Below are 16,253 nucleotides of genomic sequence, written 5' to 3'. Positions count from 1 at the left end.
CATAAATAATAAAAAGCTATTTCCCGTTTTGAGGAGGACTGGAGTGGTTTGCAAAACGCCCTTTGTAGTGGGGGCGTTTTTTTTGTTTAACAAAAAAGGGTGAAAGTTTATCTGATGACATTTTAAAAAATTTCCGATGAAATAATAGAAAAGAAACTTAAAAAAACCTGACATGAAAACGCTACTACTGGTTTCCACAGCTTTATTCCTTTCATCTTGTGTGATGGGGACTTCAAAAACCAAAGAACCCGCTACCGGGGTTGCATATGATAAACAAGAAATAACAAATAAAACCACCCTGAGTAGAAAAAGAGGTGCAAGAACACAACAAGAAAAGAACATTAAATTTCAATATGTAAAAGATCCAAAATCAGGAATGGTACAATATAAAATGTTGTTACCTATAGATTGGTTAATTCACCAAGAACCCAATGCACGATATTTTATAACAGGGCCCAATAATTTAAAAGTAAATAAAGCTGAAATGGTAGAATTCGTTTATTCCAATGATCCTTTTACACAGCAGACGTTGCAAATGTCCGGAAAACAAATTGCGCCGGTATATCCCTTAGAACAAGTGGTACAACAATTTATTCAACCAGCTGCCCAAGCAGAAGGATATAGGTATATAAAATCATATCCTTTACCAAAAGTAGAAGCCTTTTGGCAACGTTTTTCTGCCGGAATGCCACAAACAGGTTCGCAACGGCAACATCGTGTTTTGGGAACGGAATGGAAGGACAGCAATGGCAACTATTCATTTATCGCAATTGTACAGGCCATTACGACCAAAAATCAAATTGTCCATTGGTCATTGCAAACAACCGAGCTGGAAGCGCCACAAGCTTTTTTTGGAAAAGCAGTTAAATCATACCTTCAGGGTGTGGGCAGTATAGAAATAAACCCACAATGGCAACAAATGATGAACGGAAAATTAATGGGACAAATACAACAAAACGAAGTTTTTTGGGCCACGAAAACAGCCGAAAGTGCCCAAGCCCATCGGCAACGCATGGCAGCTATTCAAGCTCGGGGTAATACATCAAATTCTATTGCTAAAACATATAGTGAGATTTCCGATATCAGTCATGCAGGTTATTTAAAACGAAGTGATATAAACAGTGCGGGACACAGTAAAACCATCAATACCATTGGTGAACGCACCATAATAGCCAATCACCAAACCAATGAACATTTTAATGTGCAAGCCGGAAGCAAATATTATTGGGTAAATAATAACGGCGAGTATATTGGAACGAACAATTCGTTGTACGATCCTCGAATAGACAATAAAATCAATGGAAGTGAATGGGTGAAATTTGAAAAAGAAAACTAAAAGATTAAAAAAATGTGTAACTTTCCTTTATCTACAAGATGGGGGAAATCAAGTACATAGAAAAACAATTTCAGCTTATAACTGCAATAAAAGGCAATAATGAACGGGCTTTGCATAAGCTATATACCGAAAACTTTTATAAGACTGAACAGTATGTTTTGAAAAACAACGGTACCATGCCCCAAGCAAAAGATATATACCAGGAAGCATTTATTGCGGTTTGGCGAAATATTAAAGACGGAAAATTTGTTCCGAAAAATGAAACAGCCGTACAAGGATATCTGTATCAAATAGCGAAATATAAATGGTTAGACTATTTACGATCGTCACGATTTAAAAAGACAACATCTCTTGAACCTTTGGAAAACAATTTAGAAATAGATATTTCAGAAACTATTAATACGGAAACTGAAATAAAACATAAACAAACCATGAACGCCTTTGAAAAGTTAGGTGCTGAATGCAAAAAACTGTTGACCGACTTTTATTACAACAAAAAATCTATGCGAAAAATTGCTTCGGAATTTAACATTGAAGAAGCTTCGGCACGGAACAAAAAATACCGATGTATCAATAAATTAAGAGCATTGACCTTATCCCCAACAAAATCATGAATGAGAAACAGAGCATAACAGAAAAAGAATTCGAAACCATAGAACGGTATCTTACGAATGAAATGAGTGCTGAGGAGCAGAAAGCGTTTGTCGATACACTTTCAAGCGACCCTTTTTTACAGCAAAAAGTAAATGAAGTACGTGCGCTCATTGATGGGATAGAAGCTTCGGCTTTAAAAAATAAACTGGACGATTTTCATAAGGAGCTTCTACAAACACATTCAAAAGTAGTCAATAAGAGTAAACTGATACAAAAACCAAAACGATCTAAAATACCGTTATACGCCATTGCCGCTGTTTTAGTGGTGGTATTTGGTATTTTATGGTTTTTTAATTCAGCTGATTCCAACCAAAGGTTATTTGCTGAACATTTTACACCCGATCCTGGTTTGCCCACTACTATGAGCACGACAAATAACTATATTTTTTTTGACGGAATGGTGGATTATAAACAGGAAAACTACAAAGCTGCCATCGAAAAATGGACGCCTTTGTTAAGTGAAAAATCGGAGAACGATACACTTAATTATTTTCTGGGCGTGGCCTACCTTGCTGAAAAAAATGAAGGTGAAGCCATCGATTACCTTGGCGAAGTGTCAAAAACCAAATCGAGTATGTTCCTTCAGGAAAGCTATTATTATTTAGGGTTGGCGTTTTTAAAAAATGGCGAATTAGAAAAAGCCAAAACAAGTTTTAAAAAAAGCAACAGCGACGAAAGCCAAACAATATTAAAAAAACTAAACAATTAAAATGAAACTTTTTGTTGTACCATTCACTGTTTTCGTGATTTTTATATCACAATTTGGTATGGCGCAACAAAAAACTGGGACGCCCCTTCTGGATAGTTTACTTTCAGAAAAAAAACACAAAACGGCACAAACCGAACTTCAGGCTCAAATTGACAAACTTACAACCAATAAAAGATACGATTCTCTCTCGGGTTATCCCTATTATGTAGGTAAAATAACGTTGGAAAATTCCAATCAGCGACAGGCGATTAAAGAAATGAACGCCTTTGTGACTGATTTTAAAAAACACACTTCCAACCCAATTTACTTTCAGGATTTATATGCCGAAATAGGTTCTTTTTATCAATCCATCGGTCTTCATAAAGAAGAAACCAAAAACCATAAAACTGCATTGGAATATGCCTTGAAAATTCCCGGGAAGCCCGGAAAAAAAATAGGGAAGGGGTATTACAATTTAGGAACAGGACAGTTACGAGAAGGAAACGTAAGCCAGGCTATTGATAATTACAAAAAAGCGTTGAAGCATTACAAAAGCGATCCTGAAACCAACTTTTTAGATTATTATTTCAGTTACTCTGGTATGGGCACGTCTATGTATTATGCTTCAAAAATAGACAGCTCTATTTATTTTTACCAAAAGGCTGTAGACAATGTGGCTCAATTAGAGGATTCGCCTATAAACTCCTATTATCGGCCTGCTTTGTTACTTAACAATATTGCCGGCCTTTATAGTTTTCAAGGCCAAACAACACAAAGCCTTGAGGCGATGAAAAAATGCATCGAGTATAATAAAGAATTCCTGGAGTCCGATGCCGAAACGTATAAAAAAACGGATGCCCGACGAGCACACTTTCAGTATATAGACAACTTGGCTGGTATTTATGAAAAATTAGGCGATTATAAGAAAGCATTAGATTTATTGACGTACTCGTATAGCGGAAAATTGCAAAACTTTGAGACGGGAAATCCTGAATTGTTTAAATCGAAAATCTTGTTGGGAAATGCCCAATTAAATCTTTTGAACTTTCAGGAAGCGGAAAATCATTTCACGGAAGGAATTACCGCCATAAAAAAACTGCCTGGCAACTTTTATGACTGGAGTGCAAGTGCACATTATGGATTGGCAAAGTTGTATGCAGAAGATAAGCAAGTGGAAAGGGCGGAACATTTTTATGAAAAAGCGGCAGCTGATTTTAGCCTATCTTCACAAAATTATTACGACCCGATTATTCTTACTTTTTTTGAGGATGCTTCTCAATTTTATGCCGAAACTAACCAAAAGGCAAAGGCTTTGCAGTTAGCGGAAAAGGCATACAAGTATGTTACAAAGCATCAAGGAAAAAATACACTTCCAGCTTTTTTGCAAACTGTGAATTTAGCGGGAATTTATTTTGAAATAGGCGAAACGGAAAAGGCGTTGGAATACAGTACAAATGCTTTAAAAACTTTTGAAGACAAGGCTTTTCAACGGGAGTATGCACTGGATTCCATTCAAGTGGAGTTCAGTAAACCTGTAGCAATTTTGATACAAACCCGCTCTCAATATCTGTTGAAAAAAGAAAAAGACACTACTTTTTTAAAAGAACTTCTAATCAATTTGCAAGAAGCCATTTCGACTCTAAACCGAAGAAAACAGTTTGTTGCTGATGCCGAAAATGTAAAAGCTCTCATAGAAGAAAATAATCAACTGTATGATTTTGCGAAGCAATTAAATGTGGATTTGTATGAAAGAACCCAAAATGAAACCTATTTAGCAAATGTACTTTCATTGCACGAAACATCATTGTATAATAGAATACGTTCTCGATTAAACCTTCGAAGTGAAATAAATGTTCCCAACGTCCCTACACCCATTTTAATGCGGGAAAAAAAGTTGAAAGAAGGACTTTCGATAGGACTCTTAAAAGAAGGATTGAACAATTATTTTGAACTTTCAGACCAATGGGATGCATTTAAAGATTCACTAAAAGCAAACTATCCCAAGTATTACCGAATGCGCTATGCTAAAATAGAACCTTCGTTAAAAAATATGAAACAGTTTATCCCTGACAATACAACAGTGGTTCGATATGTTTTCATCGAAGAATCATTGTACGCTTTGGTGCTAACAAATACTGAAAAAAGCTTATATAGATTATCTTTTAAAAACGTTCAAAAAGATATTGCCCAAATAAATGAAAACTCTTTCAACATTACTGAAGTTGGCCCAAAATTAAAAAAAATGTACGATGCACTTTGGCAGCCTTTTGAAAAAGAAATCGGCACAGAAAAAGTGATCATAATCCCAGATGGCGAGTTGTACAATGTAAGTTTTGAAACCCTGACCCCAAAACGAATCACTTCTTTTAAAGAATTAGCAACAAAAAGTTTGTTGGCAAAGCATACCATTTCGTATAATTTCAGCTTTCTAGTTCTGAAAAATCAACATTCTGAGTCTAATTTCTCTGAAAATTTCATTGCCTTCGCACCAGAGTTTTCTTCAGAAATGAAAACCACGTATAAAAGTACTTTAAAAGACTCGCTTTTGTTAGACCAAGAATATCTAACTCTGTTGCCACAGCCATTTAGTATTAATTTGGTCGATACCTATTCGAAAAAGCTCAACGGTATCACTTATGTTAACGAAAATGCTTCTAAAGATGCATTTATAAATCATGCTAAAAACCATAAAATTATTCATATTGGCACCCACGCAGAATCTAATAATATAAGTCCAGAACTGTCCCGATTGATTTTTGCTAAAAACGTTTCAGAACATAAAAAGGGTGAAAATTTTCTATATACCTACCAAATTTACAATTGCGATTTGTCTTCAGATCTTGCTATTCTAACCGCTTGCGAAACGGGAAAACCTTCGTATCAAGCCGGGGAAGGGATGATTTCCTTGGCGCACGCCTTTGCCTATGCCGGGAGCGAAAGTATTTTGACCAGTCTTTGGAAAATTGATGAACAATCAAGTGCCGAAATTATTGCGACGTTTTACGATAACTTACAAAACGGTTTACCTAAAGATCAAGCCTTAAAAGAAGCAAAATTAACCTATCTTTCAAAAGCTGAAGGACGCACTTTGGCACCACTTTATTGGGGTGGGCTGGCATTGATGGGCAATTCGGCAACTATTGAACTTCAACAAAGTGGATTGCCTTGGTACGTGTATCTTATTGCCGCCTTATTAATGGGTAGTTTGTTTTTCTATTTCTTAAAGCGAAAAAACACTTAAATATGGTAGAGTTTTCTGTGCTAGTTTAGTTAAATAAGCACAGAAAATCCTATTACTTTATATTTTTTTTTACTTTCGTGAAAATCTTGTTTGTTTCCAGTGTTTTGAAAAGTACTGTTGCCACATTTTTGCTTATAACATTTCTCTTCAATTTTGGGGGTTGTTATATTATTCTAAAATTTCAACAACATCAGGCAAAAAAGGAGATGATCCAGCAGATAAAAGCGGGTGTTGCAGATGCAGATTTAACCCAAATTAGAATCACTTCAGAAAACGAAAACCAACTTATTTGGGAAGATGGAGAAGAATTCCGTTACAAAGGAATCATGTACGATGTGGTAAAAATGGAAACTGTAGATAAAGAAACTACAATCTACCATTGCCTTACCGATACGCAAGAAACCAACTTGCTGGCTGAACTTCAAGATATTTTAAAAAAGAATAAAAAGACCAAAAACAATAGAAAGAACCCTGTAAAAACGTTCTTTAAGGTTTTTAATAAAATACCTCCTCAACAACAAAAACAAGGAATAGTAATTTTTGAACGTAACCCAGAGGTTATTTTTCACTATGTAAATTATTACAATCCACCCAAGCTTGATATTTCAAGCCCTCCTCCCAAAACAGTTTAATGACTTTTTTAAAGAAAGCACCTCTTGCTTTCATTTCAAATAAGGCAGCATAATTATTATGCCTGCCCATTCGTATTTATACAACTTATTAAACTTTCAAAATGATGAAAAAAATACTTTTGTCCCTTTGTGGGATACTTGTGTGTGCATCTGTATTTGCACAATCCCAACTGAATGGGAAAGTTCTGGACGCCACCAATAATAACCCTCTTACAGGTGCCACCATTAAAAAAAATGAATCTCAAATAACTACCACAGATGACAACGGCGCATTTTCATTGCCGTGCAATAATGGAGAAATGAAATTAACAATAACTTTTATTGGTTATAAACCCTATACCGCGAATGTGAGCACTTGCAGCGAAACACTTCAAATATTGATGGTGCCTTCTACTAGTAGTTTGGATGAGGTGCAGCTTTCAGCTAAAAGTTATAGGCAAGAATCACTAGAAAAACCTGTTTCAGAGGTAAAACTGAATCCTATGGAGCTAAATAGAGGTACGGGGCTGTTTTTGGACGACGCTATCAATGCCAATGTTCCTGGCGTTACTATGACTCGTAGAGCAGTTTCTTCAGGACAACAATTCAATATCCGAGGATATGGAAATGGGGTCGGCTTTAAAGGAATTAGCAATAATTTTGATGGCCAAGGTTACAAAGCATATTTAAACAATATTCCAATTACCGATGCGGAAGGAGTAACGCTTTTAGACGATATTGACTTTGCGTCTATTGGTAGCGTGGACGTTATAAAAGGTCCGGCAGCCAGTAAATATGGTTTTGCTATTGCAGGAGCAGTAAATTTAAAAACCATTCGCCCTAAAAATGGGGAGACCTCTTTATCACAAAAAGTAACAGTAGGCAATTACGGCTTGGCACGTTTTACCACCCAATTTCAAATGGGGCGTGAAAAAACCTCTTTATTGCTGAATTACGGACATCAGATATCCGATGGGTTTATGGACCATAACAATTCCACTAAGGATTATATGAATTTGGTGTTCGACTTTCGCCCTAGTGAAAAGCAATACATTAGTACATATTTTGGATTCAGTAATAGTTATGACGAGCGTGGTGGAGAGCTTACCATAGAACAGTATGAGAACGAAGATTACAGTGGGAATTCTCGTTATATAAAAAATAATGCTCATTCTGAAGTAATAAGCTTTCGCGCAGGATTGAGCCATACCTATGCTTTTAATAACTGGTTGAGCAATACCACAACCGTTTTTGGTACTGGAAGAAGTGCTAACAATAGCTCTGCAGGTGGATGGAATGACAGTGCTCCACTAAACTACGGAACTCGTTCTGTTTTTGACCTAAACTTTGACCTTGGTGACGATTTTACTCTTTCTGGTCAAGCTGGTCTTGAATTTCAGGAGCAACGCACGCAAGATATTGGCTACAGTATGGTAGAAAACCCAAGCGATCCTGATGGATATAACATTATTGGAGGTACTAAAAGCAATAAATTTGCTACATCAAAGTCACATTTGCTATTTACCGAATGGGTACTGAATATGCCGTATGATTTTTCATTAACGGCTGGAGTGGGAAAAAGCTCCTTATTCATAGACATTGAAGATCGTATGTACAACCCAGATAGCAATTCGCCTAGAGTAGTTTCAGCAAATTACGACGATCTGGTTTCGCCACATTTCGCTATAAATAAGGTGTTCAACGATAATATTTCTGTGTATGCTTCATACAGAAATGGGTATAAAGCACCAGTAAGTGGAAATATTATTCTTTCCACTACAGGTAGGTTAAACACAGGGTTGGTGCCAGAAGAAGGCAATCAATTTGAAATTGGCTCTAAAGGAAATGTAATTGACAACAAATTGTATTACCAAGTGGCTTTGTTCCAAGCAACCTTTAAAAATAAATTTACATCGGTGGCAGTTCCGGCTGGTGATGGTACAACGCTTTATTCTTATTTGGCCAATGGAGGAAAACTCAACAACAAAGGAGTTGAAGCATTGGTAAAATACACCGCTTACGAATCATCGACAGGGTTTTTCAGAAGTGTGCATCCGTATGCAAATGTGACGTATTCCGATTTTAAATATGAGAATTTTCAATACGAAGCGGTAAGCAGGGATGGCGAATTGATCCAACAAGATTACAGCGGGAATGATGTTGCCGGAGTTGCACCTTGGGTAATTAATGCGGGGGTAGATGTAAATACTAATCTCGGGTTCTACGGAAACCTTACTTATTTATACCGTGATGCTGTTCCTTTTACATCAGACGGACTAAATGTAGCCGATTCTTACAACTTACTGAATGGAAAAATAGGTTATAGAACCAGCATTGGTCAGTTTGACTTAGATGCATTTTTTGGAGCCAACAACATAACAGGCGAACAATATTATTACATGCTCTTTTTAAACCAGTTGGATGATGCCTACATCCCAGCACCCTTAGTTACCAATTATTTTGGAGGTATAAATTTGAAATATAATTTATAAGAAATAACTATAAAGGAAGGTATTGAAAAGGTGCTTTGTATGTTTTTTAGGGCTAACATTTTTTAGTTGAATAGTTTCTTAATAGAGCCTTGTCAAATGAAAGCCCTTTTCAACCTCCTTTTTAAAATTTAAATAAATGAATAAACTAATTATATATACGTTATTGGCGCTTTCGGTTTCAGCTTGCGGACGTTTTGGTAATGAAGACAAAAAGAAGGATCATGAGGAACGCCTTGTTGTAATTTCAAAACAATACAACGAAATCATCTATGCACTTGGTGCTGAAGGGAATGTTGTAGCCGTCGATGTATCGAGTACGTATCCGCCGGAAATTAAAGAACTTCCCAACGTAGGCTATCACCGAGCACTGAGCACGGAGGCTATTTTGTCTATGAAACCAACCCTGATTTTGGAAGATAATAATATAGGCCCTGAACATGTGATAACCCAATTAAAAAAACTCAAAATCCCGATGAAACAATTTGGGAAATACGAAAATACCATCGCTGGAACAGATTCATTAATGCGCGAAATGGGACGGTATTTTGACAAAGAATCTAGAGCAGAAGCACTGTGCAAAAAGCTGGATAGTGATATGAAAAAGGCATTGGCAAACACCCATAGCTATAAAGAGAAACCAAAAGTTTTGGTTATACACTTTGGGCGTGCTTCCAATATTTATCTAGTTATGACCAAAAAAAGCACCGCGGGGAAATTGATTAAATGGGCCGGTGGCGAAATGGCTGTACAAGGCGACCGTGGTATGAAACAGTTTTCACCTGAAGTAGTTGCAAAATCAGATCCTGATGTTATACTGCTTACCGATTATGGCTATGATAAATTAGGCTCTATGAATGGCATAGCAGATCTCCCCGGAGTTTCCACTACACGGGCTTTCAAAAACAAAAACATTTATCGGGTTGAAGAGCATGATATGGTGTATCTAGGTCCACGAACCGGTGAAAATGTATTAAAACTTCAAGAACTGATCCATCAAGATGAAAAAGAAAAGTAGTAAGTATATAGGTGTTTTTCCATTATTAAGCATTGTATTACTTGTTATCGTGCTATTTTCCATTCGGTATGGAGCCGTATCGATTACATTAGATGATATGGTTTCTGCAATTAAAAAAATGACTTCGGGCGAACAAGGATTAAACCTCACCGAGCGTATTTTTATGGAAATCCGCTTGCCCCGCGCTATCCTCTGTATTTTTGTGGGAGCAAGCCTTGCGGTTGGCGGGGCTTTGCTTCAGGCATTGTTCCGAAACCCTATTGTGGAGCCAGGTTTGGTAGGCACGTCTTGTGGCGCAGCTTTTGGCGCGGCTTTGTATTTTGCATTAGGAGCAACTTTCGATTTTAATGTTGGGGAATACACACTTCCATTAGCCGCTTGTTTGGGAGCCATTTGTTCCACAGCTTTGGTTTTTTTCCTATCTCAATCCAAACAGACCGGTAAAAGCTCCGTGGTCACTTTATTGCTCGTGGGTATCGCCATTAACGCCTTGTTTTTAAGCGGTGTTGGCTTTTTATCCTACATAGCACGTGACCCACAGGCACGCTCCATTATTTTCTGGAATTTAGGTACCCTTTCCGGCGCTAATTGGCCATCGGTTATTATTGTGGGGGCTTCTACTATTATCTGCTTGTTGTTTTCCTTACGGTATGCAAAACACTTAAATGCTTTAATGATTGGCGAAGAAGAAGCACAGTTTATTGGAGTCAACCTCAAAAGTCTGAAATGGAAAATCCTACTCATTAACGTGGTTATGGTAGCTGTGGCAACCGCTTTTGTGGGGGTAATTAGTTTTGTGGGGCTTATTGTGCCGCATTTGTTACGAATTTTAAAAGGATCGGACAATCGCTTTCTTATTCTGAATAGTGCCGTTCTGGGAGGTGTCTTGCTATGTCTTGCCGACTTATTGTCCCGAATGCTATTGCGTCCTGCCGAACTTCCTATTGGGATTGTAACTTCCGTAGTGGGTGTTCCTATTTTTATAATTCTGTTACGAAAGAAAAACTATTTCTTCTAAAATGATTCAGACACAAAACATAACATACAAAATTGGCGACAAGGTAATTCTTGATGATATTTCGGTCACTTTTAAACCTGGAAATCTCAATTTAATCATTGGTCCCAACGGCGCGGGAAAATCCACTTTGGTAAAAGTTATCTGTAATCAAATTAAAGCTAAAACGGGCTCTGTACAGTATGGAAACAGAAATTTAACCGAAATGACCGTAGCACAATTGGCAAAAATCCGTGCGGTATTGTCCCAGAATATTGAATTGGCCTTCCCCTTACAAGTTTCTGAAGTGGTAATGATGGGGCGATACCCGCACTTTTCGGTTAAACCCAGTCAAAAAGACGAAATCGCTTGCGAAGAAGCTATGCGGTTTTTTGATGTTTGGGATATGGCCAACCGGGATTATATGACCTTGAGCGGCGGTGAAAAACAACGCGTCCATTTTGCGCGTGTTGTTGCGCAAATATGGTATCCACCTGAAAACAAAGCAGGAAGATATTTGGTGTTGGATGAACCCCTCACTTTTTTGGATGTACATTATCAGTTTCATTTTATGCATAAGCTGCTCGAACTGCTAAAACAAAAGGATATCGTAATCGTTGGAGTAGTCCACGATCTCAACTTAGCAGCAAAATTCGCAGACCATATTGTATTGCTGGATCACGGAAAATTGTTGGCCGCGGGTCCTAAAGAAGCGGTGTTGACCAAACAACACATTAAAACTGCCTACCGCTTAGAACCAGTTATCCATACTGAAAAAGAGAGTATGTATTTGTTTTTTGAATAAAACACCTTAAGTAGAAGCTAGTGCAATTATTTTTGTAATTGTATTATAATTTCGGGAGGTAGCTTGTACGTTTAGTTTTTTTTCAAAAGTATTCATGTTAAACTTTGTACGGCCATAGCCCTTTGCAGCATAAAAGTAGATGCAATTATCTAGTATTATAATTTCTTCGTTAGGATATTGTATTGAATTTGCTTCTTTAATCAAGCTGTCGCTAGGTTTTTCTGAAAGGATTACAAAATAGCTTTTTATTTTCTTTTCTTCGGAAAAAGGACATGCTGTAAAAATCGTTTCAATTTCTGAAGGTGTCAAAACTTGGATAGGCAACTCCCAACCAAATTTGGTTTGTATGGCTTCCGAAATTTTTTGGGTTATTTTTTCTTTCTTTTCCGAAGCTTCAAAAATCCAATTGCCTGTATGTAAGTACACATTTGTATTCTTATAGCCCAAATCTGATAACATGTCAAGTTGCTGAGCTTTGGTAAACTTTTTATGTCTTCCTACATTGATTCCTCTTAGTAAAGCTATATGTTTTGCCATATTATTTTGCAATAGATTGCGCTACTAGATATCCTCCGGTCCACGCATTTTGGAAGTTAAAACCACCTGTAATCGCATCAATATTTAGCACCTCTCCTGCAAAATACAGGTTTTTGTGTTTTTTACTTTCAAGGGTTTTAAAGTCAACTTCTTTTAGTTTTACACCTCCAGCAGTTACAAATTCTTCTTTAAAAGTGCTTTTTCCGTGTACATTAAATCGACTTTCGGTAAGCTGTGAAGCAAGGTTGTTTATCTGTTCTTTTGAAATATCAGCCCACGTTGTAGTTTCTGAAATATCTGAAGCATCTACCAAACTTTGCCATAACCGTTTGGGAAGATCGAATTGTGCGTTTTTTAAAACTGTTTTCTTAGCAAGCTCTATTTTAAGGCTTTTAAGTTTTTCTGAAATAGATTCTTTTGAAGCATCCAACAGCCAATTAACCTGCACCCTAAAATGATACTTGGTAGGTTCTAATAATCGGGCACCCCAAGCCGATAATTTTAAAATAGCGGGACCGCTCATGCCCCAGTGGGTGATAAGCAGCGGGCCTTCACTTTCAAGTATTGTTTTTTTGTTTTCATTTAAAATTTTTACAGAAGCTTCAGTGCTAAGACCAGGTAGATCCTTTATTCGTTTATCATCGATATTAAATGTAAATAATGAAGGAACAGGTGGGACGATAGTATGCTCTAAACTTTCTAATACCTTCCAAATTTTAGGATTACTTCCCGTTGCAATGACTAGTTTTTCTGCTGAAAATTCATCAGAAAGAGTTCCTAGTTTCCAAAATGGATGCTGAGCGGAGTCGAAGTGTTCTATTGACTTAACGGATTGACCTTTCAGCACGTCAACCCCCAACCGTTCGGTTTCTGAAATAAAACAATCAATAATGGTTTGAGAACTGTCGGTTGCCGGAAACATGCGACCGTCCTCTTCAATCTTTAGTTCTACACCGCGTTTTGAAAACCATTCGATGGTATCACCGGTCATAAAGCTGTGGAACGGGCCTAAGAGTTCCTTTTCGCCACGCGGATAATTTTGGGTAAGTTCTTTGGGTAAAAATTTGGCGTGGGTCACATTACAACGTCCACCACCGGAAACTTTCACTTTGGTAAGTACTTCTTTTCCGCGTTCGAGAATGATTATTTTTAATTCGGGGTTTTGTTCTGCAGCATTGATCGCCGTGAAAAATCCGGCCGCGCCGCCGCCAATTATTAGTATGTCAGACTTATTGGGCATTAAAGTAGGGTTGGTTTACAAATCCATAAAAGTAAGAAATGCTAAGGAAACAGGTTGATAAAACCTATTTTTTAAAAATGTTGACTTTGCTAATAGAAAGGTTAAATAACCCTTTCAGGTAGTAAAACTTGAAAGGGTTGATAGCTATTATTTTTTAATAAACTTTTTGCTTGCTCGCTCTCCGGCCTTATTTTCAAAAAATACAAAGTACAAACCTGCGCTTAACGCTTTTACATCTATACTTGACAAGCTGTTTTCAAGAGCATGGCTTTGTAATCTTTTACCGCTCACATCATAGATTGTTGCTGTTACCGTTTGGTTTAAATCATTGCTTATTTTTAGGGTTTCTTTTACGGGATTGGGGTAGATACTAAAACGTGTATCATTAAAATTTGGAGTGGACAACAACACACTGTTATATACTGCCCAGTCACCCTCGACGTTTGTTATAGTGAGCTGTTGGTAATCATCAACGGGTTCTATGGTGTAGGTAAAAGGGTTTTTTGAATTTTCATGATTATAAAAATAAACTGAATTATGTACACCTATAAAATCATTTTGTGGCGGAATACAATCACCTATTAGCACTATCCAAGATTCAAGCTCAGACACTGTAAAACTATCTGCTGTTATTTTTACATAATTACTGTAACATTCATCACAACTGGGGTAGCATAAAAATATCTCATCATTACTAAAATTTACTTCTATGTTGTGTTCTTCTGGAGGTTGAAAAAACATTTCTCCTTCTAATTCACCAGTTATAAAATACCAAGTATGTTCAAAAAGGTCGGGGTCTTGAGCGTAAAGCGTGCTTGATTGCTTATTTGTAATAACAGTTTGTAGGTTGAATATAAAAATAAAACCCAGTAACAATTTTAGATTTATACTTGTTTTCATAACAGTCTTTCTTTTATTGTTTTAATAAGTTTCTAGAGCCTTGAATTTCAATGTTCTAAGCTAAATATAATAGTTTTTTTTAAAACTTGGATTGTTCTTTACCATCTCGGTCAGTCGATTCTGATAATACGGGGGCGGGCAGATAGGTCCACCACGTTGATTGTCGAAAAAAAAGTCCGCCAATTACTATGACGTCAGCATGTATCAAGTGGAATATTTTTCTTTAGCAAACTCGTTACACAGCAGAATAGTTTCCGTTACATCTTCCAGCGTGGTTCGAGGATTAATCAGGCACATTCTTAAAACCGTTTGACCATTTAAAACCGTAGTGACCAATAATGCTTCGCGGGAACCCACTACTTTTTCTGAAATATATTGGTTTAATTCATCGAGTTCATCTTCAGTGAGTTTGTTGCCAATGGGGTTGTAGCGAAAGTTGATAACCGCCAAGGTTGCGGGCGAAATAATTTCCCAATTGGCACTTTTCCGAAGTAAACCTTCTACTTTTTTTGCTAATTGAATATTGTAGGTAATGGCATTTCTAAATGCTTTTAGACCAAAAGTTTTAATAGACATATAGAACTTCAACGCCCTAAAACGCCGCGTTAGTTGTACGCCGTGATCGTAAAAGTTGATTTCACTTTCGTTACCTTCTACATCGCGTAAATATTCTGGCGTTTCGGTAAAAGTATTTTTAAGCCATTTGCTATTTCTAACCAACAAACAGCCCATTTCGTAGGGTTGGAAAAACCATTTGTGTGGATCTACGGTAAGTGAATCTGCTTTTTCAATACCTTTCAATAATTTTTTACCGTTTTTGGCAAGGATAGCCGCTCCGCCATAGGCACCATCAATATGAAACCAAATATTTTCTTTTTTACAGATTTTTGAAAGTTCGGAAAGTGGATCTACCGTTCCTGTGTTTGTAGTTCCGGCCGTAGCGACCATACAGAAAGGTTGTAATCCTTCTAAGCGATCTTTGGCAATAGCATTTCGGAGCTTGTTCATCGATAACTTAAACTCAATATCGGTCGGGATAATACGAATTTGTTCCTTTTTAAACCCTAAAATCCGAATGGCTTTAATATTGGAAGAATGTGCTTGATCTGATAAGTAAATCACAGCTTTACTGAAATCATCCCCACATTTAATTCTTCTTGCAGTTACAATTGCCGTTAAGTTGGCCATCGAGCCACCACTAGTGAAAATCCCACCGCCTTTTTTTTCAGGGAAACCAAATATTTTTAATAACCAGTTTAATGTTACAATTTCAAGTTCCGCTGCGGCAGGAGAAGCAGCCCATCCGCCGGAAAACACGTTAAAACCTGTAGCCAACGTATCGGCCATCGCACTGATATAATTACTAGGGCCCGGAACAAAGGAAAATGATTTTGGGTGCGAAACGATGTTGCTTTTGGTCATCACATTTTTCAATACAAAATCGAGTACTTTATGAGCGTCTTCAGGATTTTCAGGAGCTTTTTCAAGAAACATTGTATCCATTTCTTCACGAGAAGCCAATGCTACAGGATGTTTCTCTTTCTGTGTATCAAAATGATCTACAATGGCTTCTACAACTTCGTAGCCATATTTTTTCATTTCGGCTTTATTCAACTCTAATTTTGCGTTTTTATCCAGTTTCAATTCTTTTTTCTTTGGAGGTTTTTAAAAGTGCAAAATTACGCTTTTAGCAATAGAAAGAGGGCACTAAACAAAAAAACACGCTGTTTAGTTATCAGC

Annotated in this window: 13 protein-coding genes; 9 read left to right on the top strand and 4 right to left on the bottom strand. The window is 37.1% G+C overall.

The features are described from left to right. Positions 1-172: 172 nt before the first annotated feature. From DZ858_RS01900 to DZ858_RS01860, 9 genes are all read left to right on the top strand, one after another. Complete coding sequence (locus DZ858_RS01900; RefSeq protein WP_147309562.1) at positions 173-1,336, top strand: hypothetical protein; 1,164 nt, start codon at positions 173-175, stop codon at positions 1,334-1,336. 38 nt (positions 1,337-1,374) lie between these two features. Continuing rightward, on the top strand, positions 1,375-1,950 hold the full coding sequence (locus tag DZ858_RS01895) for an RNA polymerase sigma factor (RefSeq protein WP_117157880.1): 576 nt from the start codon (positions 1,375-1,377) through the stop codon (positions 1,948-1,950). Beyond that, positions 1,947-2,699: a tetratricopeptide repeat protein gene (locus DZ858_RS01890; RefSeq protein ID WP_117157879.1), complete on the top strand. Its 753-nt coding sequence runs from the start codon at positions 1,947-1,949 to the stop codon at positions 2,697-2,699. Before DZ858_RS01895 ends, DZ858_RS01890 begins: the two co-directional genes overlap by 4 nt. A gap of 1 nt (position 2,700) precedes the next feature. Next, the gene (locus DZ858_RS01885; RefSeq protein ID WP_117157878.1) at positions 2,701-5,919 is read left to right on the top strand and encodes a CHAT domain-containing protein; all 3,219 of its coding nucleotides are present in this window, start codon (positions 2,701-2,703) and stop codon (positions 5,917-5,919) included. 206 nt (positions 5,920-6,125) lie between these two features. Beyond that, a complete protein-coding gene (locus DZ858_RS01880) occupies positions 6,126-6,551 on the top strand; it encodes a hypothetical protein (protein ID WP_147309561.1) in 426 nt (141 codons plus the stop codon). Positions 6,552-6,652: 101 nt separating this feature from the next. Further along, positions 6,653-9,022, top strand: a complete 2,370-nt coding sequence (locus DZ858_RS01875; RefSeq protein ID WP_239990699.1) for a TonB-dependent receptor — start codon at positions 6,653-6,655, stop codon at positions 9,020-9,022. Positions 9,023-9,158: 136 nt separating this feature from the next. After that, the gene (locus DZ858_RS01870; RefSeq protein WP_117157876.1) at positions 9,159-10,037 is read left to right on the top strand and encodes a heme/hemin ABC transporter substrate-binding protein; all 879 of its coding nucleotides are present in this window, start codon (positions 9,159-9,161) and stop codon (positions 10,035-10,037) included. Beyond that, entirely contained in the window at positions 10,021-11,055 is a 1,035-nt protein-coding gene (locus DZ858_RS01865) for a FecCD family ABC transporter permease (protein WP_117157875.1), read from the top strand. The genes DZ858_RS01870 and DZ858_RS01865 overlap by 17 nt, the downstream gene beginning before the upstream one ends. 1 nt (position 11,056) lies before the next feature. Further along, positions 11,057-11,836, top strand: coding sequence for a heme ABC transporter ATP-binding protein (locus tag DZ858_RS01860; protein WP_117157874.1), 780 nt, complete (start codon positions 11,057-11,059; stop codon positions 11,834-11,836). 6 nt (positions 11,837-11,842) lie between these two features. Here the strand turns inward: DZ858_RS01860 and DZ858_RS01855 are convergent, their stop codons facing one another. From DZ858_RS01855 to DZ858_RS01840, 4 genes are all read right to left on the bottom strand, one after another. After that, on the bottom strand, positions 11,843-12,373 hold the full coding sequence (locus DZ858_RS01855; RefSeq protein WP_117157873.1) for a DUF1697 domain-containing protein: 531 nt from the start codon (positions 12,371-12,373) through the stop codon (positions 11,843-11,845). 1 nt (position 12,374) lies between these two features. Further along, entirely contained in the window at positions 12,375-13,613 is a 1,239-nt protein-coding gene (locus DZ858_RS01850; protein ID WP_117157872.1) for a BaiN/RdsA family NAD(P)/FAD-dependent oxidoreductase, read from the bottom strand. Between the two features lie 147 nt (positions 13,614-13,760). Further along, positions 13,761-14,513 carry a T9SS type A sorting domain-containing protein gene (locus DZ858_RS01845; RefSeq protein WP_117157871.1) on the bottom strand — a complete coding sequence of 251 codons (753 nt, stop codon included), beginning with the start codon at positions 14,511-14,513 and terminating at the stop codon, positions 13,761-13,763. 204 nt (positions 14,514-14,717) lie between these two features. Beyond that, complete coding sequence (locus DZ858_RS01840; protein ID WP_239990758.1) at positions 14,718-16,151, bottom strand: pyridoxal phosphate-dependent decarboxylase family protein; 1,434 nt, start codon at positions 16,149-16,151, stop codon at positions 14,718-14,720. Between the last annotated feature and the right edge of the window lie 102 nt (positions 16,152-16,253).

The organism is Marixanthomonas ophiurae (assembly GCF_003413745.1).
GTDB lineage: Bacteria > Bacteroidota > Bacteroidia > Flavobacteriales > Flavobacteriaceae > Marixanthomonas > Marixanthomonas ophiurae.
Note: the sequence above shows the minus strand (reverse complement) of the source record. Positions and strands in the feature narration are given on the sequence as shown.